The organism is Microbacterium sp. SS28, from assembly GCF_022761035.1.
Lineage (GTDB): Bacteria > Actinomycetota > Actinomycetes > Actinomycetales > Microbacteriaceae > Microbacterium.
Window position 1 is genome coordinate 523,139 of record NZ_JAKWJP010000002.1, and the last position, 26,237, is coordinate 549,375.

Here is a 26,237-nt window from a genome sequence, read left to right on the forward strand (position 1 = left end):
GTCTGAGGGCCGTGACGACGACCTATGATCCCCCTCGCCCATGGATCGCCAGCTACGCCGAGGGCGTCCCCGCCGAGCTGCCGCCCGTCGAGGGCTCTCTTCTGGACATCGTCGAGGCATCCGTGCGCGACTACCCGGATGCCGTCGCCCTGCAGTTCTTCAACAGGGAGACGACGTACCTGCGTCTCCAGGAGGAGATCGAGCGCGCCGCCGCGGGACTGAAGGCCCTCGGCGTGAAGGCGGGCGACCCCGTCGCGATCGTGCTGCCCAACTGCCCGCAGCACATCGTCGCGTTCTACGCGATCCTCCGGCTCGGCGCCGTCGTCGTCGAGCACAACCCCCTCTACACGCCGCGCGAGCTGCGCAAGCAGTTCGAGGACCACGGCGCGAAGCACGCGATCGTGTGGAGCAAGGTCGTCGCGACGGTGCAGGACTTCCCCGAGGACCTGCGCGTTCCCGGGCTCGTCTCGGTCGACATCACGAAGGCGATGCCTTTCGTCACGCGGCTCGCCCTGCGCCTTCCCATCGCGAAGGCGCGCGAGTCCCGTGACGCGCTGCACGCCCGCGTGTCGGGCACGACGACGTGGACCGAACTGCTGCGCTCGGAGCGCCTCCCCGCGACGCACCCGAAGCCGGCGACGGACGACCTCGCCATCATCCAGTACACGAGCGGTACGACCGGCACGCCCAAGGGCGCCTCGCTCACCCACCGCAATCTGCTCGCGAACGCGGCGCAGGCTCGGGCGTGGGTGCCGTCGATCGTGCGCGGCGACGGCTGCGTCGTGTACGCCGTCCTCCCGATGTTCCATGCCTACGGGCTCACCCTGTGCCTCACCTTCGCGATGTCGATGGGCGCCCGCCTCGTGCTGTTCCCGCGGTTCGATCCCGACATGGTGCTCGCCGTCACCAAGAAGCATCCCGCGACCTTCCTGCCCCTCGTGCCGCCGATCGCCGACCGCCTGCTCAAGGCCGCGCGCGAGAAGGGCATCCCCCTCACGGGCACCGAGGTCGCGATCTCGGGCGCGATGGCGCTCCCCCACGAGCTCGTCGTCCCGTTCGAGGCCGCGAGCGGCGGGTATCTCGTCGAGGGGTACGGCCTCTCGGAGTGCTCTCCCGTCCTCATGGCCAACCCCGTCGCCGAGCACCGCGTCCCGGGCACCGTCGGCCTGCCTCTCCCGAGCACCGAGTGCCGTGTGGTCGATCCCGACGATCCGACGACGGATGTCGCACCCGGCGGTCGCGGCGAGCTCATCGTGCGCGGCCCGCAGGTCTTCCAGGGCTACTACGGCAAGCCGGAGGAGACCGAAGCCGTGTTCGTCGACGGCTGGTTCCGCACGGGCGACATCGTCACGATCGACGAGACGGGCTTCGTGCGCATCGTCGATCGCATCAAGGAGCTCATCATCACGGGCGGCTTCAACGTCGCCCCGACCGAGGTGGAGAACGCGCTGCGTCAGCACCCCGACGTCGACGACGCCGCCGTCGTGGGACTGCCCAACGATCGGTCCGGCGAGGAGGTCGTGGCGGCCGTCGTCTGTGCACCCGGCAGCGAGGTCGACGTCGAGGCCCTCCGCGAGTTCGCACGGGGCATCCTGACCCCCTACAAGGTGCCCAAGCGCATCTTCGTCGTCGACGAGCTGCCGAAGTCGCTCATCGGCAAGGTGCTGCGGCGCCAGGTGCGCGACTCGCTGCTGAAGCTCAACAGCGGCGGCGCCTAGCACCACGCCAGTCGCCGCTCGCGCGTCAATCCGCGCGGAAGGCGCCGGGGCGCGGTTGGATCCACGCCGCCGTCTCGTAGCCGTCCTGCCACGGGAACCGCCCCTGCCGGTCGTCATAGGTGACCTGGAGCACCTCCACGGAGACCTCGTCCGGGCGCTGATAGAACCGATTCGCGGCGAACACGATCTCGCCCGGATTCGGCACCGCCTCGAACGTGACCCGGTGACCCCAGCCCGCGAAGCCGGCGACGTCACCCGGAGCGAAGTCCTGTCCCTCGCGGATGCGGTCGCGCAGGTCGTTCAGCAGCAAGGTCGTCGTGCGGGGATCGAGTCCGAACACGAGCAGCTCGGGATGCGCCATCCCGAACAGACCGATCGTGTAGGCGAACGGCGTCAGTCGGCTCCCCGGGTCGCCGAACACGTACTCGATGGTCGTCCCGTGCTCGCGGATCGTCTGGGCCGTGCGCTTGTCTTCCTGGTCGAGCCAGGCGACCAGGGTGGGGTCGGGCGTCAAGGTCATGCGGAGTCCTTTCCTCGAAGGACTCTGACATTAGAACATACCTACGACATCACCGCCGGCGGGAACGAGACCCTCAGTCGGCCTCGGGAGCCACCCCGTCGAGAGCCGCCGGGCCCTGCTCGACGAGGATGCGGAACTGCGCCGCGTCGAGGATGCGGACGCCGAGTTCTTCGGCCTTGGCAAGCTTGGACCCCGCGCCGGGGCCCGCGGCGACGAAGTCTGTCTTCTTCGAGACGCTCGAGGCCGCCTTGCCGCCGGCCTGGATGATCGCCTCCTGCGCGCCCTCGCGGGTGTATCCCTCGAGCGAGCCCGTGGCGACGATCGTGAGCCCCTCGAGCACCCCGCCCGCGGCGACGGCGGCACCCGGACCGGGGTGGCCCGGTGTCGCGAGCTGCGCCCCCGCGGACTGCCAGCGCTCGACGATCTCGTCGTGCCAGTCGACGTCGAACCAGTCGATGAGCGAATCCGCGATGATGCCACCGACGCCTTCCACCGCGGCGAGTTCGTCGCGCGACGCCGCGCGGATGGCCGCGACGGAGCCGAACCACTGTGCGAGCGCTCGTGCCGCGACGGGTCCGACGTGGCGGATGTTGAGCGCGACGAGGAAGCGCCACAGTTCTTTGGTCTTGGCCCGCTCGAGCTGGTCGAGCAGCGTCACGGCCTGGACCGACGGCTGCGGACCGGTCTGCCCCGCCTTCTTCTCGGCGGCGCTCGCGCTGCGCCGGAAGGGTGCGCGGCGGACGATCTCGCCGGTCTTCTCGTCGACGCGCGGCTCGCCCGTCTCGGGGTCGCGGACGACGACCTCGATCGGCACGAGCTGCTCGATCGTGAGCTCGAACAGCCCCGCCTCGGTCTCGAGCGGAGGCCGATCGGGGACCGACGGCTGCGTGAGCGCCGCGGCGGTGACCTCGCCGAGCGCCTCGATGTCGAGGGCGCCGCGCGATCCGATGTGCTCGACCCTGCCGCGCACCTGCGCGGGGCAGGCGCGCGTGTTGGGGCAGCGCAGGTCGATGTCGCCCTCCTTCGCGGGTGCGAGGGGCGAGCCGCACTCGGGACAGTCCGCGGGCATGACGAACTCGCGCTCGGTGCCGTCGCGCAGCTCGACGACGGGGCCGAGGATCTCGGGGATGACGTCGCCCGCCTTGCGGAGCACGACGGTGTCGCCGATCAGGACGCCCTTCGAGCGGACGACATCCTGGTTGTGCAGTGTCGCCTGCCGCACGACCGAGCCCGCGACGCGCGCGGGAGCCATGACGGCGAACGGTGTCGCGCGGCCCGTGCGGCCGACCGACACGACGATGTCGAGCAGCCTCGTGTTGACCTGCTCGGGCGGGTACTTGTAGGCGATCGCCCAGCGCGGAGCGCGGCTCGTCGCGCCCAGCTCGTCGTGCAGGGCGAGCTCGTCGACCTTGACCACGACGCCGTCGATCTCGTGCTCGACGGCGTGCCGATGAGCGCCGTAGTGCTCGACGAAGTCGAGGACTCCCTCGATGTCGTCCGATGTGCGGAAGTAAGGGCTCGTGGGAAGGCCCCACTCGGCGAGCTGCGCGTAGACCTCGCTCTGGGAGGCGACGGGCGGGTCGGGCCATGCGCCGATGCCGTGCACGAACAGGCGCAGGGAATCGAGCCGCGCCTGCCCCGCCTCACGCTCGAGCCCGTCCTTCTTGTCGATCTGCTGGCGCAGGCCGCCCGATGCGGCGTTGCGGGGGTTGGCGAACGAGGGGAAGCGCCGCTCGGCGCTGATGCGCGCACGCTCCTCGTCGAACGCGCGCCCGCGGGTGCGGGAGTCCTCGACGGCGCGGTCGCGCATCGCGGCCTGCAGGGCGTTGAGGCTCTCGAAAGCGGCGACCGGGATGAAGACCTCGCCGCGCACTTCGACGATGGCGGGATGCCCCGAGCCCGCGAGTCGCTGCGGTATGCCCTCGACGCGGACGGCGTTGAGCGTGACATCCTCGCCGACGCGTCCGTCTCCGCGCGTCGCGGCCGACGTGAGGACGCCGCGCTCGTAGCGCAGGCTGATCGCGAGTCCGTCGATCTTGAGCTCGGTGAGCCAGCGGACGGCGCGACCCGCGGACGCCTGCGCCTTTGCGCACCACTCGGCGAGCTCGTCGGCGCTGAAGACGTTGTCGAGGCTCAGCATGCGCTCGGCGTGCTCGATGGGCGCGAACATCGAGTTCTCGGCTGCCCCGATGGTCTGCGTCGGCGAATCCTGGCCCTGCAGCTCGGGGTACAGGCGCTCGAGCGCTTCGAGCCTGTGCATCCACGCGTCGTAGGTCGCGTCGTCGACGATCTCGGCGTCGCGACCGTAGTAGGCGTCGCGGGCCCCGAGGATCCGCTCGGTCAGCTGCTGCGCTTCGTCGCGCGAGGCCTCGAGGCCTGCGTCGACGGGGAGTGGGGCATCCGTCACTCCGCCAGTCTAGAGACGGCCTCCGACGCTCACACGGGGGCGGGGACGGCCGAGACGGTGCGGTCGATCGTGAACTGGCCGACGACGCGCGTGCCGTCGTAGAGGACGGCAGTCTGCCCCGGCGCGACGCCGTCGAACGGCGCCTCGGGACGCACCGTGAGGAGGCCGTCCGCGAGCCGCGCGCGGGCGGGCACGGGGTCGGCGTGCGCACGGATCTGCACGTGGCACGCGAACTCCGGGGCCTGCGGCGCGCGCCCCGACCACGTGTACCGCTCGCCCGCGATCTCGGCCGTGGCGAGCGCTTCCTTGGGTCCCACGACGACGGTGTTCGACACGGGGCGGATCTCGAGCACGAAGCGCGGCTTGCCGTCCGGTGCAGGTACGCCGAGCGAGAGCCCGCGGCGCTGGCCGACCGTGAAGGCGTGCGCGCCCTCGTGCGATCCGACCACGGCGCCCGAGCGGTCGACGACGTCGCCTGTCGCGGTGCCGACCTTGTCGGCGAGCCAGCCGCGCGTGTCGCCGTCCGGGATGAAGCAGATGTCGTGGCTGTCGGGCTTGTGCGCGACAGTGAGGCCGCGCGCCTCCGCCTCGGCGCGCACGAGAGCCTTCGAGGGCGTCGCGCCCAGCGGGAAATACGTGTGTGCGAGCTGCTCGGCCGTCAGCACGCCGAGGACGTACGACTGGTCCTTCGCATTGTCGGACGCGCGGTGCAGCTCTCGCCCCTCGGGGCCGTCGACGAGCGTCGCGTAGTGCCCCGTGCACACGGCGTCGAAGCCGAGCTCGATCGCACGCTCGAGCAGCGCCGCGAACTTGATCTTCTCGTTGCAGCGCATGCAGGGGTTGGGCGTGCGTCCCGCCTGGTACTCGGCGATGAAGTCGTCGATGACGTCGTCGCGGAAGCGCTCCGAGAAATCCCAGACGTAGAACGGGATGCCGAGACGGTCCGCCGCGCGACGCGCGTCCATCGCATCCTCGATCGTGCAGCAGCCACGGCTGCCCGTCCGCAGCGTCCCTCCTGCGCGCGAGAGCGCGAGGTGCACGCCGACGACGTCGTGCCCCGCCTCGACCGCGCGTGCCGCGGCGACGGCGGAGTCGACTCCGCCGCTCATGGCCGCCAGTATCCGCATCGCTCCAGTCTACGAGCGGGTCGCTGTACGGGTCCCGGATGCCGCAGCCCTGGCCCGCGCGACGGCGGCGGGCAGCGCGGCGAGCGCCGCGTCGACGTCGGCGTCGCTCGACGTGCGGCCGAGCGTGAACCGCAGCACCTGGCGGGCCTCGGCATCCGTCCTGCCCATCGCGAGCACGACGTGCGAGGGCTCGGGGACGCCCGCCTGACACGCCGACCCCGTCGACGCCGAGACGCCCGCCTGATCGAGCAGGAACAGGAGCGTCTCGCCGCTCGCTCCGGGGAAGAGCACGTGCGCGTTTCCCGGCAGGCGGCCTGTCGCGCTGCCGAGGAGCTCGGAGCCCGGGACGGTCTGAAGGATGCCGCGCACAAGCCTGTCGCGCAGCCGCGCGAGCCGGGCGGCCTCGGCGTCCTGCTCGGCGATCGCGAGCTCGGCGGCCGTCGCGAATGCCGCGGCCCCCGCGACGTCCTGCGTGCCGGCGCGGAGGCCGCGCTGCTGGCCGCCGCCGTGCAGGAGCGGGGCGATCGCGGCGTGTCGCGAGACGACGAGAGCGCCGACGCCGACGGGGCCGCCGACCTTGTGCGCCGAGACGCTCAGGGCCACGAGTCCCGCGGGCCCGGGGGCATCCGCTCTCCACCTCGCGAAAGTCACCGGCACGTGGCCGAACGCCGACACGGCGTCGAGGTGCAGGGGCACGCCGGCGTCTGCGGCCGCGCGTGCGAGTCCCGTCGCGTCGTTGAGCGTGCCGACCTCGTTGTTGGCGACGAGACCCGTCGCGAGCGCCGCACCGTCGAGCGCCGCCGCGAACGCGTCGAGCGGGATCGCGCCGTCCGCATCGAGCGGCACGGCGCGCACCGGCGCGCCTTCGTGCGCAACGAGCCAGGCGGCCGCATCGAGCGTCGCGTGGTGCTCGCCGTCGGGCAGGACGACTCCGTCTGCGCCCTCGCGCCGCGACCACCACAGTCCCTTGAGGGCGAGGTTGACCGACTCGGTGCCGCCCGACGTGAGCACGACCTCGATGGGGTCGCAGTCCAGCGCTCGGGCGAGCCTTTCGCGGGAATCCTCGAGGAGTCGACGCGCCGTCTGACCGTCGCTGTGGATCGATGACGCGTTGCCGAGGAACTCGGTCGCACGGATCCAGGAATCCCGTGCCTCGGGCCGCAAGGAGGTCGTCGCCGCGTGATCGAGATACGCGCTCATGCAGACTCCCTCGTTCCTCGGTGACCCCGGCGACTGCCGCGCTCATTACTGTAGATCGCATGTCCCCCACGGGCTCTCTCGCAACGGCCGCTTCGCCCGGCCTCCTCAGTCCGCATCTCGACGGTCTCGGCGTCACGCTCACCGCCGACGGCGGGAGGCTGCGCCTGTGGTCGGCGAACGCCGACTCCGTCGAGCTGGTGGTGTTCGACCGGACCGACCTCGACTGGATCACCGAGGAGCTCCCGCTCGCGCCGATCGGCGGCGGGGTGTGGGAGATCACGACGCCGAGCCTGCGCGTCGGCGCCCGCTACGCGGTCCGCGTCGGAGGCCCGCACACGACCGGCGTCATGTTCAACCCGCGGACGCTCCTGCTCGACCCATATGCGAAGGGGATCGTGGCCGGCGGCGTGCGCGACTGGCGTTCGGCCGTCGTCGACGAGTCGTTCGACTGGGGCGGCGTCGCCAAGCCCGCCGTCTCGCTCGACCGCACGGTCATCTACGAGGGTCATGTGAAGGGGCTTTCGAAGCGGCACCCGCTCGTCCCGCCCGCCCTCCACGGCACGTACGCAGGCCTCGCGCACCCCGCGATGATCGACCATTTCCACACGCTCGGCATCACGACGATCGAGCTGCTGCCGGTGCACATGTTCGAGAGCGAGCCGCGCCTCCTGCAGCACGGCCTCTCGAACTACTGGGGCTACAACACACTGGGCTTCTTCGCCCCGCACGCGCCGTACGCGACCCAGGCGAGCCGCCTCGAGGGCCCGTCCGCGATCCTGCGCGAGTTCAAGGGCATGGTGCGCCTGCTCCACGAGGCGGGCCTCGAGGTCGTCCTCGACGTCGTCTACAACCACACCGCCGAGGGCGAGATCGGCGGTCCGCGATCGAGCCTGCGCGGCATCGACAACCGCTCGTACTACCGCCAGCACGCCGACGGCGCGTACATCGACGTGACGGGCTGCGGCAATTCGCTCGACACGTCGACGGATGCCGCCGCCCGACTCGTGCTCGACTCGCTGAGGTACTGGGCGAACGACGTGCAGATCGACGGGTTCCGTTTCGACCTCGCGCCGACGCTCGGACGGGATGCCGCGCACTCGTTCACCCCCGACCACCCGCTCCTGCGCGCGATCGCCGAGGACCCGCTCCTCGCGGACGTCAAGAAGATCGCCGAGCCGTGGGATGTCGGGATGGGCGGCTGGCAGACGGGCAACTTCGGCGACGGCTGGCACGAGTGGAACGACCGGTACCGCGACCGGGTGCGCAACTTCTGGCTCAGCGACGTCGACTACGCCCGACGTGCGTCGACGGCGCCCGTCGGGATCGGCGGGTTCGCGACGCGCCTGGCGGGCTCGTCGAACACCTTCAGCGCCGAGCGCGGGCCGCTCGGCGGCATCAACTTCGTGACCGCCCACGACGGATTCACCCTGCGCGACCTCGTGTCCTACGACGTCAAGCACAATCTCGGCAACGGCGAGCACAACCGCGACGGCGCCGACACGAACCGCTCCTTCAACCACGGCGCCGAGGGTCCGACCGAGGACGCCTTCATCCTCGCGACCCGCCGCAAGGCCGTGCGCAACCTTCTCGGGACGCTCCTGCTGTCGGCGGGCGTGCCCATGATCACGGCGGGCGACGAGTACGGGCGCACGCAGCGCGGCAACAACAACTCCTACTGCCACGACTCGCCGCTCACGTGGCTGTCGTGGGAGCACGCGCCGTGGCAGCAGGATCTCTTCGCCCACGTCCGCCGGCTCATCGCGCTGCGCGCCGAGAACCCCGCGCTCCGGCCGAGTCGCTTCGCGCGGCTCGACGAGCACACGCCGTCGGCGTCGGTCATGGACTGGTACGACGAGCACGGCGAGACGATGTCGAGCGAGCGATGGAGCAACCCGAGCCACCGCACGATGCAGTACGTCGCGACTTCGACGCCCGAGCTCGAGGCCTCCAACCGCGTACTGCTCATGGTGCACGGAAACGAGCGACCCGTCGAGGTGACCCTTCCCGAGATCGACGGCGTACGGCGCTTCGTCTCGCTGTGGTCGAGCGCCGACGAGACGCCCGCCCACGACGAGCGCGTCTTCGCCCCCGGTGACGTCGTGCCGCTCGTCGGCACATCCATGCATCTGTTCCGGGCGGAATGATACGCCGGACGTCCTCTCGGCGCCGTCGCCTGTCGCCGTGCTCAGCCGCACGGTAGGTTCAAAACGTGGTCACGTCCAAGCGCGCTCCGCAGTCCCGTCCCTGGCGGAGCTCTTCCGCTCTTCCACTGAGGCCCGCCGCGCCCTGGCAGCCCGATTGCGACACCGAGACGGGCCGCATCCCGCTCGCTCTGCCGTCCCCCACGACACCGGGCGGGCACTTCCGCCCCAAGGCGTTCTCGGGCGAGGCGGTGCCGTTCCGCGCAACGGCGTTCCGCGAAGGGCACGATCGCATCGGCGTGCACGTGCGGCTGTTCTCGCCGTCTGGCGACGAATCGCTGCACCGGCTCTCCCCCCTCAACGACGGCTTCGACCGCTGGGCGACGCTCATCGCGCCGATCGAGCAGGGCGTGTGGCGGTTCCGCTTCGAGGGCTTCGCCGACGACTTCGCGACGTGGGAGCACGCGGCCGACCTCAAGATCGCGGCGGGTGTCGACGCAGCGCTCATGCGCGAGATCGGCGCGCGGCTCTTCGACGCCGCCGTCCGTGAGAAGTCGCGGCCCGTCGCGCAGCGCCGGGTGCTCGAGAACGCCGCGGCGCGCCTGCGCGACGGCGATGTCCCGGATGCCGCGGCTCTCGACATCGTCCGGGACCCCGCGATCGCGGAGTTCTTCGCCGATCGCCCGCTCGCGTCGCTCGTGACGATCGGCGAGACGCACGAGCTGCTCGTGGAGCGCGAGCGCGCAGGTGTCGGAGCCTGGTACGAGTTCTTCCCCCGGTCCGAGGGGGCCCGCCGGCTCAAGGACGGCACGATCAAGAGCGGAACCTTCCGCACCGCGGCCAAGCGCCTCCCGGCCGTCGCGGCGATGGGCTTCGAGGTGCTCTACCTCCCGCCCATCCACCCGATCGGACGCCTCAACCGCAAGGGACGCAACAACACGCTCGACGCGCAGCCCGGCGACCCCGGTTCGCCGTGGGCGATCGGCGCCGCCGAGGGCGGCCACGACACAGTGCACCCCGACCTCGGCACGCTCGCCGACTTCCGCGCGTTCGTGCGCGCCGCGAAGGCGGAGGGGATCGAGGTCGCGCTCGACCTCGCGCTGCAGGCCGCGCCCGATCACCCGTGGGTCGCGGAGCATCCCGAGTGGTTCACGACCCTGCCCGACGGCTCGATCGCGTACGCCGAGAACCCGCCGAAGAAGTACCAGGACATCTACCCGGTCAACTTCGACCTGGATCCCGAGGGCATCAAGGCCGAGGTGCTGCGGGTCGTCCGCCACTGGATCGCGCAGGGCGTGAAGATCTTCCGCGTCGACAATCCGCACACCAAGCCCCTGCAGTTCTGGGAGTGGCTCATCGCGAGCGTGAACGCGGAAGACCCCGACGTCCTGTTCCTCGCCGAGGCATTCACCCGGCCCGCTCCGATGCAGGGTCTCGCGATGGCGGGCTTCCAGCAGAGCTACTCGTACTTCACGTGGCGCAACACGAAGGAGCAGCTCGAGGAGTTCCTGGGCGCCGTATCGTCCGAGACTGCCGACTTCATGCGGCCGAACCTCTTCGTCAACACGCCCGACATCCTGACGGAGTTCCTCCAGTTCGGCGGACGCCCGGGCTACAAGATCCGGGCGGCGATCGCCGCGACGGCGGGGCCGCTCTACGGCGTGTACGCCGGCTACGAGCTGTACGAGAACGTCGCACGGCCGGGGTCGGAAGAGAACATCGACAACGAGAAGTTCGAGTACAAGGTGCGGGACTGGGCGGGTGCGGAAGAGCGCGGCGACTCGCTCGCGCCCTACCTGCGACGGCTCAACGAGATCCGCCGCGCGCATCCCGCCCTCCGGCAGCTGCGCAACTTCCGCGTGCACTGGAGCGACGACGACGCGATCCTCGTGTACTCCAAGCATCTCGATGCCTCCATGTCGCCGACCGGCGTGAGCGACACGCTCATCGTCGTCGCGAACGTCGACCCGCACTCCGTGCGCCAGACGATGGTGCACCTCGACACCCGCGTGTGGGGCGTCGAGCCCGGCGACCCGTTCGAGGTCGAGGACCTCGTGACGGGCGCGCAGTGGACCTGGTCCGATCACAACTTCGTCCGACTCGACGCGTTCCAGGAGCCCGTCCACATCCTCCACGTGAAGGGGTCCCGATGACACAGCTCGACGACCAGCTGCTCGACACCGTCGCAGGCGGCGCGTACCACGACCCGCACGCCGTGCTCGGCATCCATGCGGGCACCGACTCGCACGGCGACCCGGAGTGGACCGTGCGCGCGCGGCGCCCCCTCGCGCAGAGCGTGACCGCCGTCTTCGCCGACGGCACGGAGGTGCCGCTCGAGCACGTGCGCAGCGGCATCTGGGAGGGCGTGCGCGCCGGCGACGCCGGCCGCTATCACCTCGTCACGAGCTATCAGGACGGTCCCGACTATGTCGCGGACGACCCCTACCGGCACCCGCCGGTCCTCGGCGAGCTCGACCTGCACCTCATCCGCGAGGGCCGCCACGAGCAGCTGTGGAACGTGCTGGGAGCCCACGTGCGCGACAGCGACGGCTCGTGGGGCACGTCGTTCTCGGTGTGGGCGCCCAACGCCCGCGCCGTGCGCGTCGTCGGCGACTTCAACGGCTGGGACGGCCGAGGCCACTCCATGCGGTCGATGGGCTCGAGCGGCGTGTGGGAGCTCTTCGTGCCCGCCATGGGTCCTGGAAGCAACTACAAGTTCGAGCTGCTCACGCGCCACGGTGACTGGGTCACGAAGGCGGACCCGCTCGCACGGTTCGCCGAGGTGCCGCCCGCCACCGCGTCGGTCGTCGTCCAGTCGCAGTACACGTGGCACGACGGCGACTGGATGGCGCGCCGCGCGCGCACGCAGCCCGTCTCGAGCCCCATGTCGGTCTACGAGCTGCACTTCGGCTCGTGGCGGCCCGGACTCTCGTACCGCGACGCCGCCGACGAGCTCATCGACTACGTCTCGGCGCAGGCCTTCACGCACGTCGAGTTCATGCCGCTCGCCGAGCACCCGTTCGGGGGCTCGTGGGGCTACCAGGTCACGGGCTATTTCGCGCCGACGAGCAGGTTCGGGCATCCCGACGACCTGCGGTACCTCATCGACCGCCTCCACCAGGCGGACATCGGCGTCATCATGGACTGGGTCCCCGGCCACTTCCCCAAGGACGCGTTCGCCCTCGCGCGGTTCGACGGCGAGGCCCTGTACGAGCATCCCGATCCGCGGCGCGGCGAGCACCGCGACTGGGGCACGTACATCTTCGACTACGGCCGCCGAGAGGTGCGCAACTTCCTCGTCGCCAACGCCCTCTACTGGTTCGAGGAATTTCACGTCGACGGACTCCGGGTCGACGCGGTCGCCTCGATGATCTACCTCGACTACTCCCGAGAAGAGGGCGACTGGACCCCGAACATCCACGGCGGCCGCGAGAACCTCGAGGCGATCTCATTCCTCCAGGAGGTCAACGCGACGGCCTACAAGCGGTACCCCGGCATCGCGATGATCGCCGAGGAGTCCACGAGCTTCCCGGGAGTCACGGCGCCGACGAGCGGCGCGGGCCTCGGCTTCGGCTTCAAGTGGAACATGGGCTGGATGAACGACTCGCTCCAGTACATCAAGCGCGATCCGATGTACCGCTCGCATCACGAGGGCGAGCTCTCGTTCTCGTTCGTGTACGCCTTCAGCGAGAACTACACCCTGCCGATCAGCCACGACGAGGTCGTGCACGGCAAGGGCAGCCTGTTCGGACGGATGCCGGGAGACCACTGGCAGAAGCTCGCCAACATGCGCGCGTTCCTCGCGTACATGTGGGGCCACCCCGGCAAGCAGCTGCTGTTCATGGGCCAGGAGTTCGGGCAGATGTCCGAGTGGTCCGAGAGCCGCGGTCTGGATTGGTGGATGCTGGACCAGCCGTCGCACGCGCAGCTCCAGTCGTTCGTGGGTGTGCTGAACCGCACGTACCGAGACCACTCCGCGCTGTGGGCCCGCGACTCGGACGGCGCCGCGTTCGCGCGCCTGGGAGCGCCCATGTGGAATCCGAACGTCGTCGCCTTCTCGCGGCGCGACTGGCACGGCAACACGATCGTCGTCGTCGCGAACTTCTCGGGAACGCCCGTCTACGACTACGAGCTCGATCTGCCCGAGTCGGGCGTCTGGTACGAAGCGCTCAACTCGGACGCGCAGGACTACGGCGGGTCCGGCGTCGGCAACCTCGGCGTCGTCCACGCGAACGATGCCAAGCGGGCGCGCATGGTGCTGCCGCCGCTCGGCGTGCTGTGGCTGCGGCACGACCCCGAGGCGCACATCCCGTCGCCCAGCCGAGGCTGAACGCAGAAGATCGATGATCCGTCTCGACGCCGCTGGGCGGCGTCGAGACGGCTCGCGTCAGAAGAGCAGCGAGGCGAGGGATCTGCGGGCGCGGAGCACCCGCGGATCCGCGTCGCCGACGACCTCGAACAGCTCGAGCAGCCGCTCGCGCACCGGGGCGCGCTCATCCGCGGGCAGGACGGCGAACAGCTCGAGGAGGCGTCCGAACGCGTCCTCGACGTGTCCGCCGGCGAGGTCGAGGTCCGCGACGAGGGACTGCTCCTGAATGCCCGTCGGGGCTGCCGCAGCGGCTGCGCGCGCGGCCTGGAGGTCGGCATCCTGGATCCGATCGAGGAGTCGCACCTGGCCGAGCCCGGCGCGCGCGTCGGCGTCGCGGGGATTCTCGATGAGCGCCTGCTCGTAAGCGGCGATCGCGCGCGGGTAGTCGCCCGCCTCGATCGCGTCGTACGCCTCGGCGTGCAGCGGGGGCAGCGGCGGCTCGGCGGGCGCCTCGGTGTCGCCCGCACCCTCGGCGGGATTGACCGCGAGACGGCCGGTCACGCCGTTCTGAGCGGCGACCTGCAGCAGCTGCGCGAACACCTCACGCACCTGCTGCTCGGGCACGGCGCCCGTGAACAGCGGCACCGGCTGGCCGCCGACGAGCGCGACGACCATGGGGATGGACTGCGCGCGGAAGGCCTGCGACAGCTGCGGGTTGGCGTCGACGTCGACCTTCACGAGCACGAGCCGGCCGTCGAGCTCGGCGACGACCTTCTCGAGGATCGGGCTGAGCTGCTTGCACGGCCCGCACCACTCGGCCCACAGGTCGACGACGACCGGGACGGTGCGCGAGAGCTCGAGCGCCTCGCCGAAGGTCTCGTCGGTGATGTCCATGACGAGCGAGGTGATCTCGCCCACGGGCGGTGCCGACGTCTCGGGAGCGGCGCCGGCCGGCGTGCTGGGTCGATTGCGAAGGCTGGAGAGGTCCACCGCGCCGCGGAGGACGGCGCCGGGTGCTGGATCGGTCACTTGATGACTTTCGCGTCGAGGATGTCGGAGGCGTAGCCGAGCAGTCGGATCTTCTCGGTCGAGCCCTGGCTCGGAACGTAGAAGAACAGCTGATCGCTGAACGTCGTCGTGAATCCCGTCGCCGACTGGTCGGCACCCGTCAGCGCCTTCACGGTCGGATTGTTCGGCAGCTTGATGACGGCTGCAGCGTCCGTGGGGGTGGCGGTGTCGGTCTCGGTGAGGCTCACGGCGATGATCGCGCCGCTCTCCAGCGTAGCGAGCGCAACGGGCGCCGAGGCGCCCGGCGCGGAATCGAAGACGAGGCTGGCTGTCTGGGCGCCGGTCGAATTGAAGTCGGCGAGCCGCTGATCGCGGTTGGCCGCCACGAGGGTGCGGAAGTCGTCGCCGTTGGCCTCGAACGAGTCGTAGAACTCGCTCTCCTCGCCCTTGTTCAGGATGTCGGCGTACGCGGCAGCGAGCGCGTCGGGGCGCATCACGAGGAAGGGAGAATCCGGCTGCACGGCCGGCGCCCCGATGTACGACGGAGCGAGGTCGGGCATCGTCGTCTCCGGCTCGAGGTTCGCGAGATACGAGAGCTTGTAGTCCGACCACTGATCCTGCTGCGTCAGCGTCATGATGTTCGCCGTCTTGTTCTCCTCGTCGGCGACGACAGCGAGGACCGTGCGGGGCCAGCCGTCGAAGGCCTGCGGCAGGAGCGGGAAGACAGGGCTCGTGGGGATCGCGGCCGGGGCCTTGTGCTCGGGCAGAGCTGCACGCAGCGTGTAGTTCGTCTGGCGCTCGGCGAGTGCCGTGCCGTCGAGGCGGGTCGCCGCGAGAGCGGCATCGAGGTTGGTGTCCGCCTCGGCGACCGTCGACGCGATGCGTGCGATGATCCGCGTCGCCTGCGCCTCGGTGACGGCGGGCTGCTGCTGGCCGTCCTGCGCGATGATCGTCTCGGTCGGGGTCGGGGTCGGAGTTCCGTTCAGGTCGGGCCACGCGTCGGCCGAGCAGCCCGTGAACAGGAGCGCCGAGACGGCCACGGCGGGGATCGCGATGAACGACTTGCGCCCGCCGGACAGGCCGCGGCGGGTAGGGGTCACCGAGCTGATGACGCCCTTGTCGGCGCCGTCGACGGCGAGGTCGATCGGTTCGGTCACGGGCAGCGGCAGTCCCTTGCGGCGCGGTCCGCGCGAGCGGCGGACGTGACGGATGCCGAGGATGTAGAGCACGATGCCCGCGGCCATGAGGAGGCCTCCGATGACGAACAGCGGGCCCGCCCACGGGGTCGAGGACGTCAGCCGCCACGAGATCGTCACGTCGGCCGGTGCCGCGGCGGTTCCGTCGGTCGCGACGAGGAGGCTCATCGTCGCGGGAAGCTCTTCGCGGACGATCAGCAGATCGTCCTGCTGGTACTCGTCGAGCCACAGGTCGGAGCCTGCGGGATTGCGACCCGTCGCCTGCGCAGGCTCGGTCGTCTCCGCCGTCGCGGCGGGGTCGGGAGTGGCGGGCGTCGCAGCGGGGTCGGCCGCAGCATCCGTCGGCTCCGACTCCTCCGCGGGCTCGACGAGCGTCGCCTCGATGTCGCCCGCGTCGTCGATCGAGACCTCGTTGTAGGTCGCGTCCGAGAGCCATGCCTCGAGGTCCGCCGTGCGCCCGTAGGCCGCGAAGACGGTGCCGTCGGCGGCGGCGCGGATCGTCTGCGTGCCCGGCATCGAATTGAGCACGGCACCGTCGATGAGGGTGTACGGCGCCTCCTCTTCGACGGAGATGTCTGCTGTCTGCGCAGTCGGTCCCTGGAAGACCGTACGCTGGGCGATTCCCGCCCCGATCATCACGGCCGCGAGCACGAATGCCGCGACGGCCCACACGAAACGCACGAGATGAACACCTTCCTCGGGTCCGCGATGAGGCGCGCAGACCGATGACTCGACGTTTCAGACTAGCGAAAGTGACCTGAAAGGGGCCCGGGAGGGGTGTTTGCGAGGGCTGAACGCCACTCTGCTCGTATCCTGACGGAGCACGACATCCGCCGAGGAGGACCAGTGAAGCTGCACAATCCGTTCCGCGTCGCCTTCGTCGCGACCCTCGGCGTCGGTCTGGGACTCCTGCTCATCACGAGCATCCAGACCCTCTCGACGATCCTGCTCTACGTCGGCACGGCGCTGTTCCTGTCGCTCGGCCTCGATCCGATCGTCGCGTGGCTCGAGCGCCGCCGGCTCCCCCGCTGGCTCGCCGTCCTCATCACGATCCTCACGGTGCTGCTCGCGTTCGCGGGCATCGTCGTCATGGTGCTGCCGATCATCATCGACCAGGTCGGTCAGCTCGTCGCCGAGGTGACGAAGCTGCTGAACAGACCGACGATCTGGGACGACGTCCGGGAGTGGATCAACTCGATCTTCCCCAACCTCGACCTGGAGGCGGTCTTCGAGCAGGCTCAGCAGTGGGCCATCGAGAATGTCGGAACCATCACCGGCGGCGTCATCGGCGCAGGAATCGCGTTCTTCTCGGGTCTCACGGGGGCGTTCATCGTCCTCATCCTGACGATCTACTTCACCGCGACGACCCCCGCTCTCAAGCGTTCCGTCTACCAGCTCGTGCCCGCTTCGAAGCGTCCGCGCTTCATCGACCTGAGCGAGCAGATCACCGACTCGGTCGGGTACTACGTCATCGGGCAGGTCAGCCTCGGCGTGACCAACGGAGTCCTGAGCGCGATCTTCCTGTCGATCATCGGCGCTCCGTTCCCCGCCGTGCTCGCCGTCATCGCCTTCTTCTTCTCGCTCATCCCCCTCGTCGGCACGCTCATCGGGTCGGCGATCATTGTCCTGACCTGCCTCATCCCCGGCCTCGGCTCGCCGCAGACCGCGATCGTCGCGGCGATCTACTACGCGATCTACATGCAGCTCGAGGCGTACGTCATCTCGCCGCGCATCATGAACCGCGCCGTCTCGGTTCCCGGCGCCGTCGTCGTCATCGCGGCGCTCGCCGGCGGCTCCCTGCTCGGACTGCTCGGTGCTCTCATCGCGATCCCGGTCGCGGCCAGCATCCTGATCATCTACCGCCAGGTCGTGATCCCGCGCCAGAACGAGAGGTGACTAGGCGCGCGTCAGTCCGTGCCACTCGTCGGGGAGCGGCAGCGCGTCGGGGTTGACCGCCGCGACGATCTCGGTCAGGACCCGGCGCGTCTGCGACTCGCCGACCCACAGGTGCTTGCCGCCCTCGACGGAGATCAGCACGGCGTGCGGTATGTGTGAGAAGCGCTCCGCCGCCTCTTCGGGCCGCAGGTAGTCGTCGAATTCCGGAACGAGCGCGATGACCCGACGGGGATCCCCCGCCCAGGCCGCGACCTCTTCGGGCGTCGCACGGTGCAGCGGCGGGGAGAGCAGGATGATGCCCTCGACCGAGTGATCGCGGCCGAACTTGATGGCGATCTCGGTGCCGAACGACCATCCGAGCAGCCACGGACGCGGCAGCCCGCGCTCGCGTACGAAGTCCATCGCGGCGGCGAGGTCGAACGCCTCGGCACGGCCCCCGTCGAAGGCGCCCTCGCTCGTCCCGCGCGGCGACGTGGTCCCCCGCGTGTTGAAGCGCAGCACGGCGAGGTCGGCGAGCGCGGGGAGGCGCGCGGCGGCCTTGCGCAGGATGTGCGAGTCCATGAATCCGCCCGCTGTGGGCAGTGGATGCAGCGTCACGAGCGTCGCCGCGGGCTCGGCTTCGAGCGGCAGGGCGAGCTCGCCGACGAGCGTCAGTCCGTCGAGCGTCTCGAGCTCGATGTCCTCCCGGCGACCGGGGAGGACGAGCGGTCCACGGATCTCCACGTCAGCTCCTTCTCGCCCGCATCAGGCGATCTTCCAGCAGTGCGTATGCCAATGCCGACGAGCGGCGAGGTCGGCCTGCTCACCGAGCACGCCGTCGGCGCGCCAGGCCACGAGGTGGGCCGTGCCGGGCGTGATCGATCGACCGCACCCGGGGCAGATGTAGGACTTCTGGGCTTGCGCCGCGCCGACCGGCTGCACCGTCCATTCGGTGCCGCGCCGCGTCTCGATGCGCTTCCAGCCCGCCAGCATGCGGTCGAACGAGTCGCTGTCGCCGGACTCGGGCCGCCGTCGGTTCGACCGCGGCATCGGCTCAGTACCAGCCGGTGCTCTGCGAGTGCCCCCACGCGCCGCAGGGGGTGCCGTAGCGGCCGCCGATGTAGCCGAGGCCCCACGAGATCTGGGTCGAGGCGCTCGTCTCCCAGTCGGCGCCGGCCGAGCCCATCTTGCTTCCGGGCAGGGCCTGCGGGATGCCGTACGCGCCGCTGGAGCGGTTGTACGCGTTGACCCGCCATCCCGATTCCTTGTTCCACAGCGCGACGAGGCAGGAGAACTGGTCGTCGCCCCATCCCCGTGCGCGGACCATGTCGTACGCGATGGCCTGCGCCGAGCCCGGATCGGGCGTCACGAAGGGCGGCGTCCAGCCGGAGCCGCCGGAGGTCGACTTGACGGGCGTGGGAGTCGGGGTGGGCTTGGGCGTCACGTAGACCGAGTAGCCGCCGCGGTCGAGCGCGGCGGGCTCGGCGGCCTCGTCTGCCGCCGCGAGCTCGAGGGACTGGATGTCGCCGAGGCCCGTCGCATACAGCGTGACGGGAACTGCCTCATCGGCCTTGGCCTGCGTGAGGGCGGAGCCCATCGGGCCGACATATGCCGCCGCGAAGCCGACGACGGCGAGCGCGGCGAAGACCCCGACCACACTGCGCCGACGCGACCAGCGCACCTCCCCGGCACTCGCGCGGGCACCCGTGGGAGCGACGCGAGGGGCGGGAGGTGGAGCTGGCTGGTGACGACGCATCCGTCGGGACGCCACGGGAATCATGTCGTTGCCGGAAGTCACAGTCCCCCGAGTCTAGCCACCCTCCCGAGGGCGTGCCATCCGGGGTCGGGTGCCGGAGCCGTCGAGGCGGCGACCGGGCGGGCGACGATCAGGAGACCGCGAGCATGACGTCGATGACGGCGTCCAGGACGGCATCCACCTGCGTCTCGCGATATCCGCCGCGCTGCATGCGGAACGCGACCGAACGCACCTGCTCGACCGTGACGGGCTCGCCGGATTCGAGGTAGCCGGCGATCTTCTCCGAGACGAGATCGACCTCGTCGACGCGATAGCCGTACCGAAGGATGCCGACCCGATCGAAGCGCTGGGTTCGCGGTCGCGAGAGCCTGTCGAGGACGACCTGCGCCGTCTCCTTGGACCGACCCACCCATTCGCGCGCACCGGCGCGGGAGACGACCGACTGCCGCTCGCGGGCCGCGAAGGCGTCCTCGATGCGCCCGAGCGCCGAGTCGACGGAGGCGATCGCGTAGCCGCGCCGCACGAGGGGGAACGCGACGCGGCGGACATCCTCGGCGGTCAGGCGGTCGGCCTCGTCGGCGGGCTGATCGAACGCGGCCTTCGCCCGGGCGAGGAAGACGTCGACAGCGCGCTTCTCATAGCCCTTCGTCCGCCGGGGGGCGGTGGGGAACGGGGACACAGGGGCGGGGGTGTCGGAGGTCATCGTGGATCAGGCAATCAGTGGTGCGAAGAGGTACGAGAAGGCGAGCGTCGCGATGACGGAGAGCAGGATGGAATCGAGGCGGTCGAGCACACCGCCGTGTCCGGGAAGCCACGAGCTCATGTCCTTGATGCCGAGATCGCGCTTGATCATCGACTCGCCGAGGTCGCCGAGAGTCGCCGTGATGAGGATGACGGCACCGAACACGAGACCCGCCCACCAGGGCAGGCCGATCATGAAGAGGCCGAGCAGCAGGCCCGCGAGCAGCGCGGCGGTGCCGGCGCCGGCGAAGCCCTCCCACGTCTTCTTGGGGCTGATGCGGGGCGCCATGGGGTGCTTGCCGAAGGCGAGGCCCGCGGCGTAGGCCCCTGTGTCGGCCGCGACCGCCGTCACGATGAACGCCAGCACCCACCATTCGCCGCCCTCCTGACGGAGGATGACGAGGCACAGGCTCGTGAGGAACGGCACGTACAGCTGCGCGAAGCCCGCGACGAGCACATCGTCGAGCACCGCCCCATAGGTGCGGCCGTCGCGAGCGGCCATCTGCGCGATGAGCCGCCAGACGACGACGATGGCGACAGCGGCGAGCGTCGCGACCCAGTGCAGCCACGGGTCGAGGAAGAACCCGGCGAGCACCAGGAGTGCGCCCGCGCCGATCTGCGGCACGAGGTCGACCTTGCGCCCCGAGACGGTGAGGGCGCGGCTGAACTCGAACAGGCCCAGGACGCACGCCGCGAGGGCGAAGACGACGAAGATCCACTTGATGAAGACGAGCGACCCGATGAGCGCCGCGCCGAGGGTCAGACCGATGAGGATCGCGACGAGGAGGTCGCGGCCCGTGCGCTGCTTGATCCGCTCGTTCGCCTGATCGAACTCCGCGCGCGCATGCGCGATCTGGTTCTCGATCTCGCTCCGCGCGGATCGCACGTGCGAAGGCGAGACCGCGCCCGGCTCGGGCGTGTCGGCGTCGCGCCGGGAGCGCGACGCGTCGCGCCTGCTCTGCGGGGCGTCGGACTCCGTCGTCGACGGTTCCGACACGTCATCTGATGCGTCGGACATGTAAGGGGTCAGACCTCGAGAAGCTCGGCCTCTTTGCGCTTGAGCGCCTCGTCGATCGTGTCGACGTGCGAGCGCGTGACCGCGTCGAGCTCCTTCTCGGCCCGCGCCAGCTCGTCCTCGCCGAACTCGCTCTTGAGCGCGTCGAGGTCGTCCTTGGACTTGCGACGGATGCCGCGGACGTGCACCTTGGCGTCCTCACCCTTGGAGCGCACGAGCTTGACGTACTCGCGACGACGCTCCTCGGTCAGCTCGGGCAGCGTCACGCGGACGAGGTTGCCGTCGTTCGTCGGGTTGGCGCCGAGGTTGGGCGTGTCGCGGATCGCCTGCTCGATCGCCTTGAGCGCCGACTTGTCGTAGGGCGTGACGACGATCGTGCGAGCCTCGGGGTTGTTGAGCGACGCCAGCTGAGCGAGAGGCGTGGGCGTGCCGTAGTAGTCGACCAGGATCTTCTGGAAGAGCTGCGGGTTCGCCCGGCCAGTCCGCACGGTGGCGAAATCCTCCTTGGCAGCCTCCACGGCGCGGTCCATGCGCACTGCGGCATCGGACAGAACGTCGGCGATCACTGTGACTCCCCTCGTGGGCTTTCGAACCTCATCAGTCTAGTCGGGGGGCCGGTTCAGACCGTGACGAGAGTGCCGATCGGCTCGCCGAGGAGCGCTTTGGTGACATTGCCCGCGGGCTCCATGCCGAAGACGCGCATGTTGATTCCGTTGTCCATGCAGAGGCTGAACGCCGTCGAGTCCACGACCTTGAGTCCGCGGATGAGCGCGTCCGAGTACGTGAGCTCGTCGAGACGCGTTGCCGAGGCATCCAGTCGCGGATCCGCCGTGTACACGCCGTCGACGCCGTTCTTCGCGACGAGGATCTCGTCGCACTTCGTCTCGAGGGCGCGCTGCGCGGCGACGGTGTCGGTCGAGAAGTAGGGAAGCCCCGCTCCCGCGCCGAAGATGACCACGCGACCCTTCTCCATGTGCCGCTCGGCGCGACGCGGGATGTAGGGCTCGGCGACCTGCGTCATCGAGATGGCCGACTGCACGCGCGTCGCGGCGCCCGCCTGCTCGAGGAAGTCCTGGAGCGCGAGCGCGTTCATGACGGTGCCGAGCATGCCCATGTAGTCGGCACGCCCGCGGTCCATGCCGCGCTGGCTCAGTTCGGCGCCGCGGAAGAAGTTGCCTCCGCCGACGACGATCGCGATCTCGACGCGATCGACCGCCTCGGCGATCTCGCGGGCCATCTGACTCACGACGTCGGGATTGACGCCGAGCTGGCCTCCTCCGAACGCCTCACCGGAGAGCTTCAGGAGAACGCGTCGGCGTCCGTTTGCTTCGTTTGTCACGGGGGTCCTCTCGTCGCGATTGCAGACTATCCAATGCACGGGACCCGAACTGTCGCGCAGGCGACGGATCGAGCCCATGAGAAAGGCCCGCATCGAAGACGATGCGGGCCTTTCCGACGACTTACGCGCCGACCTTGTAGCGGGCGAAGTCGGTGAGCGTGAGCCCTGCGTCCTGGGCGACCTTCGCGACGGACAGCTTGTTGTCCTTCGCGTAGTCCTGGTCGAGGAGCGAGACCTGCTTGAAGAACGCGTTGACGCGGCCCTCGACGATCTTCGGGAGGGCGGCCTCGGGCTTGCCCTCGTTGCGCGAGATCTCGGTGACGATCTCGCGCTCCTTGTCGACCTCGGCCTCGGGCACATCGGTGCGCGCGAGGTAGGTCGGGTTCGCGAACGAGATGTGCTGCGCGAGGCTGCGGGCCGTCTCGGCGTCCTCGCCCGTGTAGGCCAGGACGACGCCGACCTGCGGGGGCAGGTCCTTGCTGGTCTTGTGCAGGTAGATCTCGAACTTGTCACCCGAGAGCGTGCGCACGCGACGCAGTTCGACCTTCTCGCCGATGATGGCGGCCTCGTCGGAGATGAGGTCGGCCACCGTCTTGGCGCCGGCGGGGGCTGCGAGCGCCGCCTCGACCGAGTCGGCGGCGACGGCTGCGGCAGCCTCGAGCACCTGGTCGGCGAGCGCGATGAAGCGCTCGTTCTTCGCGACGAAGTCCGTCTCGGTGTTCAGCTCGAGGATCGTGACCTTGCCATTGAGCTCCTTCGCCGCGACGAGGCCCTCGCTCGTCGAACGGTCGGCGCGCTTGGCGTTGCCCTTCGCACCCTTGAGGCGCAGGATCTCGACGGCCTTCTCGAGGTCGCCGTCGGCCTCCTCGAGAGCCTTCTTGGTGTCGACCATTCCGGTGCCGAGCTGCTCGCGCAGCGCCTTGATGTCGGCGATCGTGAAGTTTGCCATGGGTGGCGGCTCCTTGCTTGTGAGTTCTCGTGGGATGCCTCGGCGGGACCGCCGCGCACAAAGGTGCGCGGCGACCCCGCCGAGACGGAATCCTGCAGGTCAGACCTGCGTGCGGGTGAAGTGCGGGTTACTTCTCGACGGTGGCGGCGGCCTCGACGGCCTCGACCTCGGCCTCGGCGACCTCAGCCTCGGCCTCGGCGACCTCAGCGGCCTCGACGACCTCAGCCTCGGCCTCAGCGGCCTCGACGACCTCAGCCTCAGCCTCGACGACCTCAGCCTCGGCGACCTCGGCGGCGGGCTGCTCGAGCAGCTCGCGCTCCCAGTCGGCGAGGGGCTCGGCGTCGGCCGACTCGTCGGTCGGCTGGTGACGCTGGATGAGGCCCTCGGCGGCGGCGTCGGCGATGATGCGCGTGAGCAGGCTCACGGAGCGGATCGCGTCGTCGTTGCCGGGGATCGGGTACTGGAACTCGTCCGGGTCGGCGTTCGTGTCGAGGATGCCGATGACGGGGATGCCGAGCTTCTGGGCCTCGCTGATGGCGAGGTGCTCGCGCTTGGCGTCGACGATCCAGATCGCCGACGGCGTCTTCTGGAGGTTGCGGATGCCGCCGAGCGACTTGTGGAGCTTGTCGAGCTCGCGCTTCTTGAGCAGGAGCTCCTTCTTGGTGAAGCCCGAGTCCGCGGGGTGCTCGTAGTCGAGCTCCTCGAGCTCCTTCATGCGCGCGAGGCGCTTGGAGACCGTGGAGAAGTTGGTGAGGAGGCCACCGAGCCAGCGCTGGTTGACGTAGGGCTGGCCGACGCGCGTCGCCTGCTCGGCGAGCACTTCCTGGGCCTGCTTCTTGGTGCCGACGAAGAGGATCGTGCCGCCGTGCGCGACGGTCTCCTTGACGAACTCGTACGCCTTGTCGATGTACGTCAGCGACTGCTGGAGGTCGATGATGTGGATGCCCGAGCGCTCCGTGAGGATGAAGCGCTTGACTTTCGGGTTCCACCGGCGGGTCTGGTGTCCGAAGTGGACGCCGCTGTCGAGCAGCTGGCGAATGGTGACGACGGCCATGGCCGTTCTCCTGTTCTGGCGCTCACGCGCCTTGCGGTTGTTCGCGCCGGGCCGAAGCGGCCGGCGAGCCTGGTGCCCGGCTCACACCCGCTCGCAGCGTCGTGCTGCGAGACCGATGGGAGTGGATGCCGCGCCGCGCCCTTCGACCGGCTCAGGAGCAGATCAGGTGGCGCCGCGCTCTGGGCACGCGGAGTCACCCCGACAAGCGAGGTGCACAGTCAGTGTATCAGCCGCCGCCTGTCCTCCCCAGCCGGGCCGGGGCCCGTGATCGCCCACCGGTCGAGGCCGCCGTGCGCGCGTCGCGGAGCCCGGCGTCAGGGTGGAGGGATGCTTCCTCCCGCACGCGCGCGCCGGGCGGCGGCGGTCCTGTGCGCGGTGCTCGTCCTCGTGCCCGCCTCCGCCGTGTCGGCGAGCGAGAGCTCGTCTGCGCCGGCCTCCGCGGCGATCGACGAAGAGTGGGACTGGCCCGTGGCGGGGTTCCGCATCGTCGCGCACTACGCGCAGCCGCCGCACCGATACGGGGCGGGGCACCGGGGCATCGACCTGGAGCCGCGTGAGAGCGACGCCGTGCGCGCTCCGGCCGCGGGTGTCGTCGCCTTCGCCGGCGCCGTCGCGGGACGCCCCATCGTGACGATCGAGCACGCGGGCGGCTTCGTGACGACTCTCGAGCCCGTCGCCGCCCTGGTCGCGACCGGCACGGTCGTCGCGCGGGGCGACGTCGTCGGCACCCTCGCGGTCGGCGGCCACGCGATGCCGGGAGCGCTGCACTTCGGCGTGCGCCACGACCGCGAGTACATCAATCCGCTTCTCCTGATCGGCGGCATCCCGAGGGCCGTTCTCCTGCCCTGCTGCGACTGACCCCCGTCCGGCGCTGTCCGGCGCGGGCGGCGAAAGGCGGGCGAGCCTTACGCCCGCGGGTGCGCGAGGCGATAGGTCGCGGCGAGCCGCTCGCTCGAGACGTGCGTGTAGATCTGCGTCGTCCCGAGACTCGCGTGGCCGAGCAGCTCCTGGACGGTGCGCAGGTCGGCGCCGCCGTCGAGCAGATGCGTCGCGGCCGAGTGGCGGAGGGCGTGCGGGCCGACCGTCGCCCGCGCGGCGGGACCCAGCGTCCGCGCCACGATGTCATAGGCCGCGCGCGCGCCGAGTCTGCTCCCCCGCGTCCCGAGCAGCACGGCCTGCTCGCCGGGGGAATCATCGCGGCGCGCGAGAAGCACGGGGCGACCCCGCACGAGGTAGGCGTCGAGGGCTCGCGCCGCGGCACCGCCGAAGGGCACGACGCGCTCCTTCGCGCCCTTGCCCATGACGCGCACGGTCCGGCGCTCGCCATCGAGATCGTCGAGGTCGAGCCCGCACAGCTCCGATACGCGCACGCCCGTGCCGTAGAGCAGTTCGAGCACGGCGTGGTCCCGAAGCGCCGCGGGGTCGCCCTCCCCGGCGCGGGTCGCCAGCCGGTCGAGCAGCTCCGTGAGCGCGTCCGCCGTTGCGACGAACGGGAGGCTCCTCCCCCGCTTGGGCGCCACGAGGCGAAGGCTCGGGTCCGCGGCGATCAGGCCGGCCTCGCTCGCCCACGCGAAGAATCCGCGCGCCGCCGCTGTCCTGCGCGCGATCGTCGACTTCGCATCGCCGCGCTTGGTCGCGCGCCACAGCCACTCGCGCAGCTGCTCGAGGTCGACGTCGCCGAGCTCGGCGGCGCCCGCCGTAGCGGAGAGGTCCGCGAGATCTGACCGATAGGCGCGCACCGTCGCGGGCGAGAGCCTGCGGACGTCTCGCAGATGCGTCGCGTAGGCGTCAGCCGCGTCATCGATGCGCATACCGTCCAGCATGCCCCCGTGCGCTCCTGCGCAGCGGCGCCGCTCCGCACTGCTGAAGCACCGCCGCCTGC

22 protein-coding genes are annotated in these 26,237 nt (G+C 70.4%); 6 read left to right on the top strand and 16 right to left on the bottom strand.

The window, feature by feature from the left end:
- Nucleotides 1-11: 11 nt before the first annotated feature.
- Entirely contained in the window at nt 12-1,718 is a 1,707-nt protein-coding gene (locus tag MJ607_RS07825; RefSeq protein ID WP_243075001.1) for a long-chain-fatty-acid--CoA ligase, read from the top strand.
- Between the two features lie 25 nt (nt 1,719-1,743).
- On the opposite strand, the gene MJ607_RS07830 is transcribed toward MJ607_RS07825, so the two are convergent.
- The 4 genes from MJ607_RS07830 to MJ607_RS07845 all read right to left on the bottom strand — a co-directional run bounded on the left by MJ607_RS07830 (nt 1,744) and on the right by MJ607_RS07845 (nt 6,972).
- A complete protein-coding gene (locus MJ607_RS07830) occupies nt 1,744-2,238 on the bottom strand; it encodes a DUF4262 domain-containing protein (protein ID WP_243075002.1) in 495 nt (164 codons plus the stop codon).
- 73 nt (nt 2,239-2,311) lie between these two features.
- On the bottom strand, nt 2,312-4,645 hold the full coding sequence (gene ligA / locus MJ607_RS07835; RefSeq protein WP_243075003.1) for an NAD-dependent DNA ligase LigA: 2,334 nt from the start codon (nt 4,643-4,645) through the stop codon (nt 2,312-2,314).
- A gap of 29 nt (nt 4,646-4,674) precedes the next feature.
- Entirely contained in the window at nt 4,675-5,772 is a 1,098-nt protein-coding gene (gene mnmA / locus MJ607_RS07840; protein ID WP_243075004.1) for a tRNA 2-thiouridine(34) synthase MnmA, read from the bottom strand.
- Between the two features lie 9 nt (nt 5,773-5,781).
- The gene (locus MJ607_RS07845) at nt 5,782-6,972 is read right to left on the bottom strand and encodes a cysteine desulfurase family protein (protein WP_243075005.1); all 1,191 of its coding nucleotides are present in this window, start codon (nt 6,970-6,972) and stop codon (nt 5,782-5,784) included.
- 59 nt (nt 6,973-7,031) lie between these two features.
- Here MJ607_RS07845 and glgX point away from each other — a divergent pair, with 59 nt between their 5' ends.
- The 3 genes from glgX (at nt 7,032) to glgB (ending at nt 13,443) form a co-directional block, all read left to right on the top strand.
- A complete protein-coding gene (gene glgX / locus MJ607_RS07850) occupies nt 7,032-9,116 on the top strand; it encodes a glycogen debranching protein GlgX (RefSeq protein ID WP_243075006.1) in 2,085 nt (694 codons plus the stop codon).
- Between the two features lie 65 nt (nt 9,117-9,181).
- Complete coding sequence (locus MJ607_RS07855) at nt 9,182-11,266, top strand: alpha-1,4-glucan--maltose-1-phosphate maltosyltransferase (protein WP_374238038.1); 2,085 nt, start codon at nt 9,182-9,184, stop codon at nt 11,264-11,266.
- Nucleotides 11,263-13,443, top strand: a complete 2,181-nt coding sequence (gene glgB, locus MJ607_RS07860; protein ID WP_243075007.1) for a 1,4-alpha-glucan branching protein GlgB — start codon at nt 11,263-11,265, stop codon at nt 13,441-13,443. The genes MJ607_RS07855 and glgB overlap by 4 nt, the downstream gene beginning before the upstream one ends.
- 57 nt (nt 13,444-13,500) lie before the next feature.
- On the opposite strand, the gene MJ607_RS07865 is transcribed toward glgB, so the two are convergent.
- Both MJ607_RS07865 and MJ607_RS07870 read right to left on the bottom strand, forming a co-directional pair.
- Nucleotides 13,501-14,451, bottom strand: a complete 951-nt coding sequence (locus tag MJ607_RS07865) for a tetratricopeptide repeat protein (RefSeq protein ID WP_243075008.1) — start codon at nt 14,449-14,451, stop codon at nt 13,501-13,503.
- Nucleotides 14,448-16,307 (bottom strand): glycosyl transferase, encoded by a 1,860-nt coding sequence (locus MJ607_RS07870; RefSeq protein WP_243075009.1) that lies wholly within the window; start codon nt 16,305-16,307, stop codon nt 14,448-14,450. The genes MJ607_RS07865 and MJ607_RS07870 overlap by 4 nt, the downstream gene beginning before the upstream one ends.
- Before the next feature lie 165 nt (nt 16,308-16,472).
- Here MJ607_RS07870 and MJ607_RS07875 point away from each other — a divergent pair, with 165 nt between their 5' ends.
- Entirely contained in the window at nt 16,473-17,522 is a 1,050-nt protein-coding gene (locus MJ607_RS07875) for an AI-2E family transporter (RefSeq protein WP_243075010.1), read from the top strand.
- Here the strand turns inward: MJ607_RS07875 and MJ607_RS07880 are convergent, their stop codons facing one another.
- The 9 genes from MJ607_RS07880 to rpsB all read right to left on the bottom strand — a co-directional run bounded on the left by MJ607_RS07880 (nt 17,523) and on the right by rpsB (nt 24,355).
- The gene (locus tag MJ607_RS07880; RefSeq protein WP_243075011.1) at nt 17,523-18,245 is read right to left on the bottom strand and encodes an alpha/beta hydrolase; all 723 of its coding nucleotides are present in this window, start codon (nt 18,243-18,245) and stop codon (nt 17,523-17,525) included.
- Nucleotides 18,246-18,266: 21 nt separating this feature from the next.
- Nucleotides 18,267-18,551, bottom strand: coding sequence for a hypothetical protein (locus MJ607_RS07885; RefSeq protein WP_243075012.1), 285 nt, complete (start codon nt 18,549-18,551; stop codon nt 18,267-18,269).
- A 4-nt stretch (nt 18,552-18,555) separates the two neighbouring features.
- Complete coding sequence (locus MJ607_RS07890) at nt 18,556-19,257, bottom strand: lytic transglycosylase domain-containing protein (protein WP_279234511.1); 702 nt, start codon at nt 19,255-19,257, stop codon at nt 18,556-18,558.
- A gap of 130 nt (nt 19,258-19,387) precedes the next feature.
- A complete protein-coding gene (locus MJ607_RS07895; RefSeq protein WP_243075014.1) occupies nt 19,388-19,960 on the bottom strand; it encodes a DivIVA domain-containing protein in 573 nt (190 codons plus the stop codon).
- Nucleotides 19,961-19,966: 6 nt separating this feature from the next.
- Nucleotides 19,967-21,016: a phosphatidate cytidylyltransferase gene (locus MJ607_RS07900; RefSeq protein WP_243075015.1), complete on the bottom strand. Its 1,050-nt coding sequence runs from the start codon at nt 21,014-21,016 to the stop codon at nt 19,967-19,969.
- Between the two features lie 8 nt (nt 21,017-21,024).
- Nucleotides 21,025-21,579, bottom strand: coding sequence for a ribosome recycling factor (gene frr, locus MJ607_RS07905; RefSeq protein ID WP_243075016.1), 555 nt, complete (start codon nt 21,577-21,579; stop codon nt 21,025-21,027).
- A gap of 53 nt (nt 21,580-21,632) precedes the next feature.
- Nucleotides 21,633-22,352 carry a UMP kinase gene (gene pyrH, locus MJ607_RS07910; RefSeq protein ID WP_243075017.1) on the bottom strand — a complete coding sequence of 240 codons (720 nt, stop codon included), beginning with the start codon at nt 22,350-22,352 and terminating at the stop codon, nt 21,633-21,635.
- Nucleotides 22,353-22,473: 121 nt separating this feature from the next.
- Complete coding sequence (gene tsf / locus MJ607_RS07915) at nt 22,474-23,301, bottom strand: translation elongation factor Ts (protein ID WP_243075018.1); 828 nt, start codon at nt 23,299-23,301, stop codon at nt 22,474-22,476.
- Nucleotides 23,302-23,428: 127 nt separating this feature from the next.
- Nucleotides 23,429-24,355, bottom strand: a complete 927-nt coding sequence (gene rpsB, locus MJ607_RS07920; RefSeq protein ID WP_243075019.1) for a 30S ribosomal protein S2 — start codon at nt 24,353-24,355, stop codon at nt 23,429-23,431.
- A gap of 327 nt (nt 24,356-24,682) precedes the next feature.
- Here rpsB and MJ607_RS07925 point away from each other — a divergent pair, with 327 nt between their 5' ends.
- Nucleotides 24,683-25,213 carry a peptidoglycan DD-metalloendopeptidase family protein gene (locus tag MJ607_RS07925; RefSeq protein ID WP_243075020.1) on the top strand — a complete coding sequence of 177 codons (531 nt, stop codon included), beginning with the start codon at nt 24,683-24,685 and terminating at the stop codon, nt 25,211-25,213.
- A 47-nt stretch (nt 25,214-25,260) separates the two neighbouring features.
- Here MJ607_RS07925 and MJ607_RS07930 read toward each other — a convergent pair whose 3' ends face one another.
- Complete coding sequence (locus tag MJ607_RS07930; RefSeq protein WP_243075021.1) at nt 25,261-26,166, bottom strand: tyrosine recombinase XerC; 906 nt, start codon at nt 26,164-26,166, stop codon at nt 25,261-25,263.
- Between the last annotated feature and the right edge of the window lie 71 nt (nt 26,167-26,237).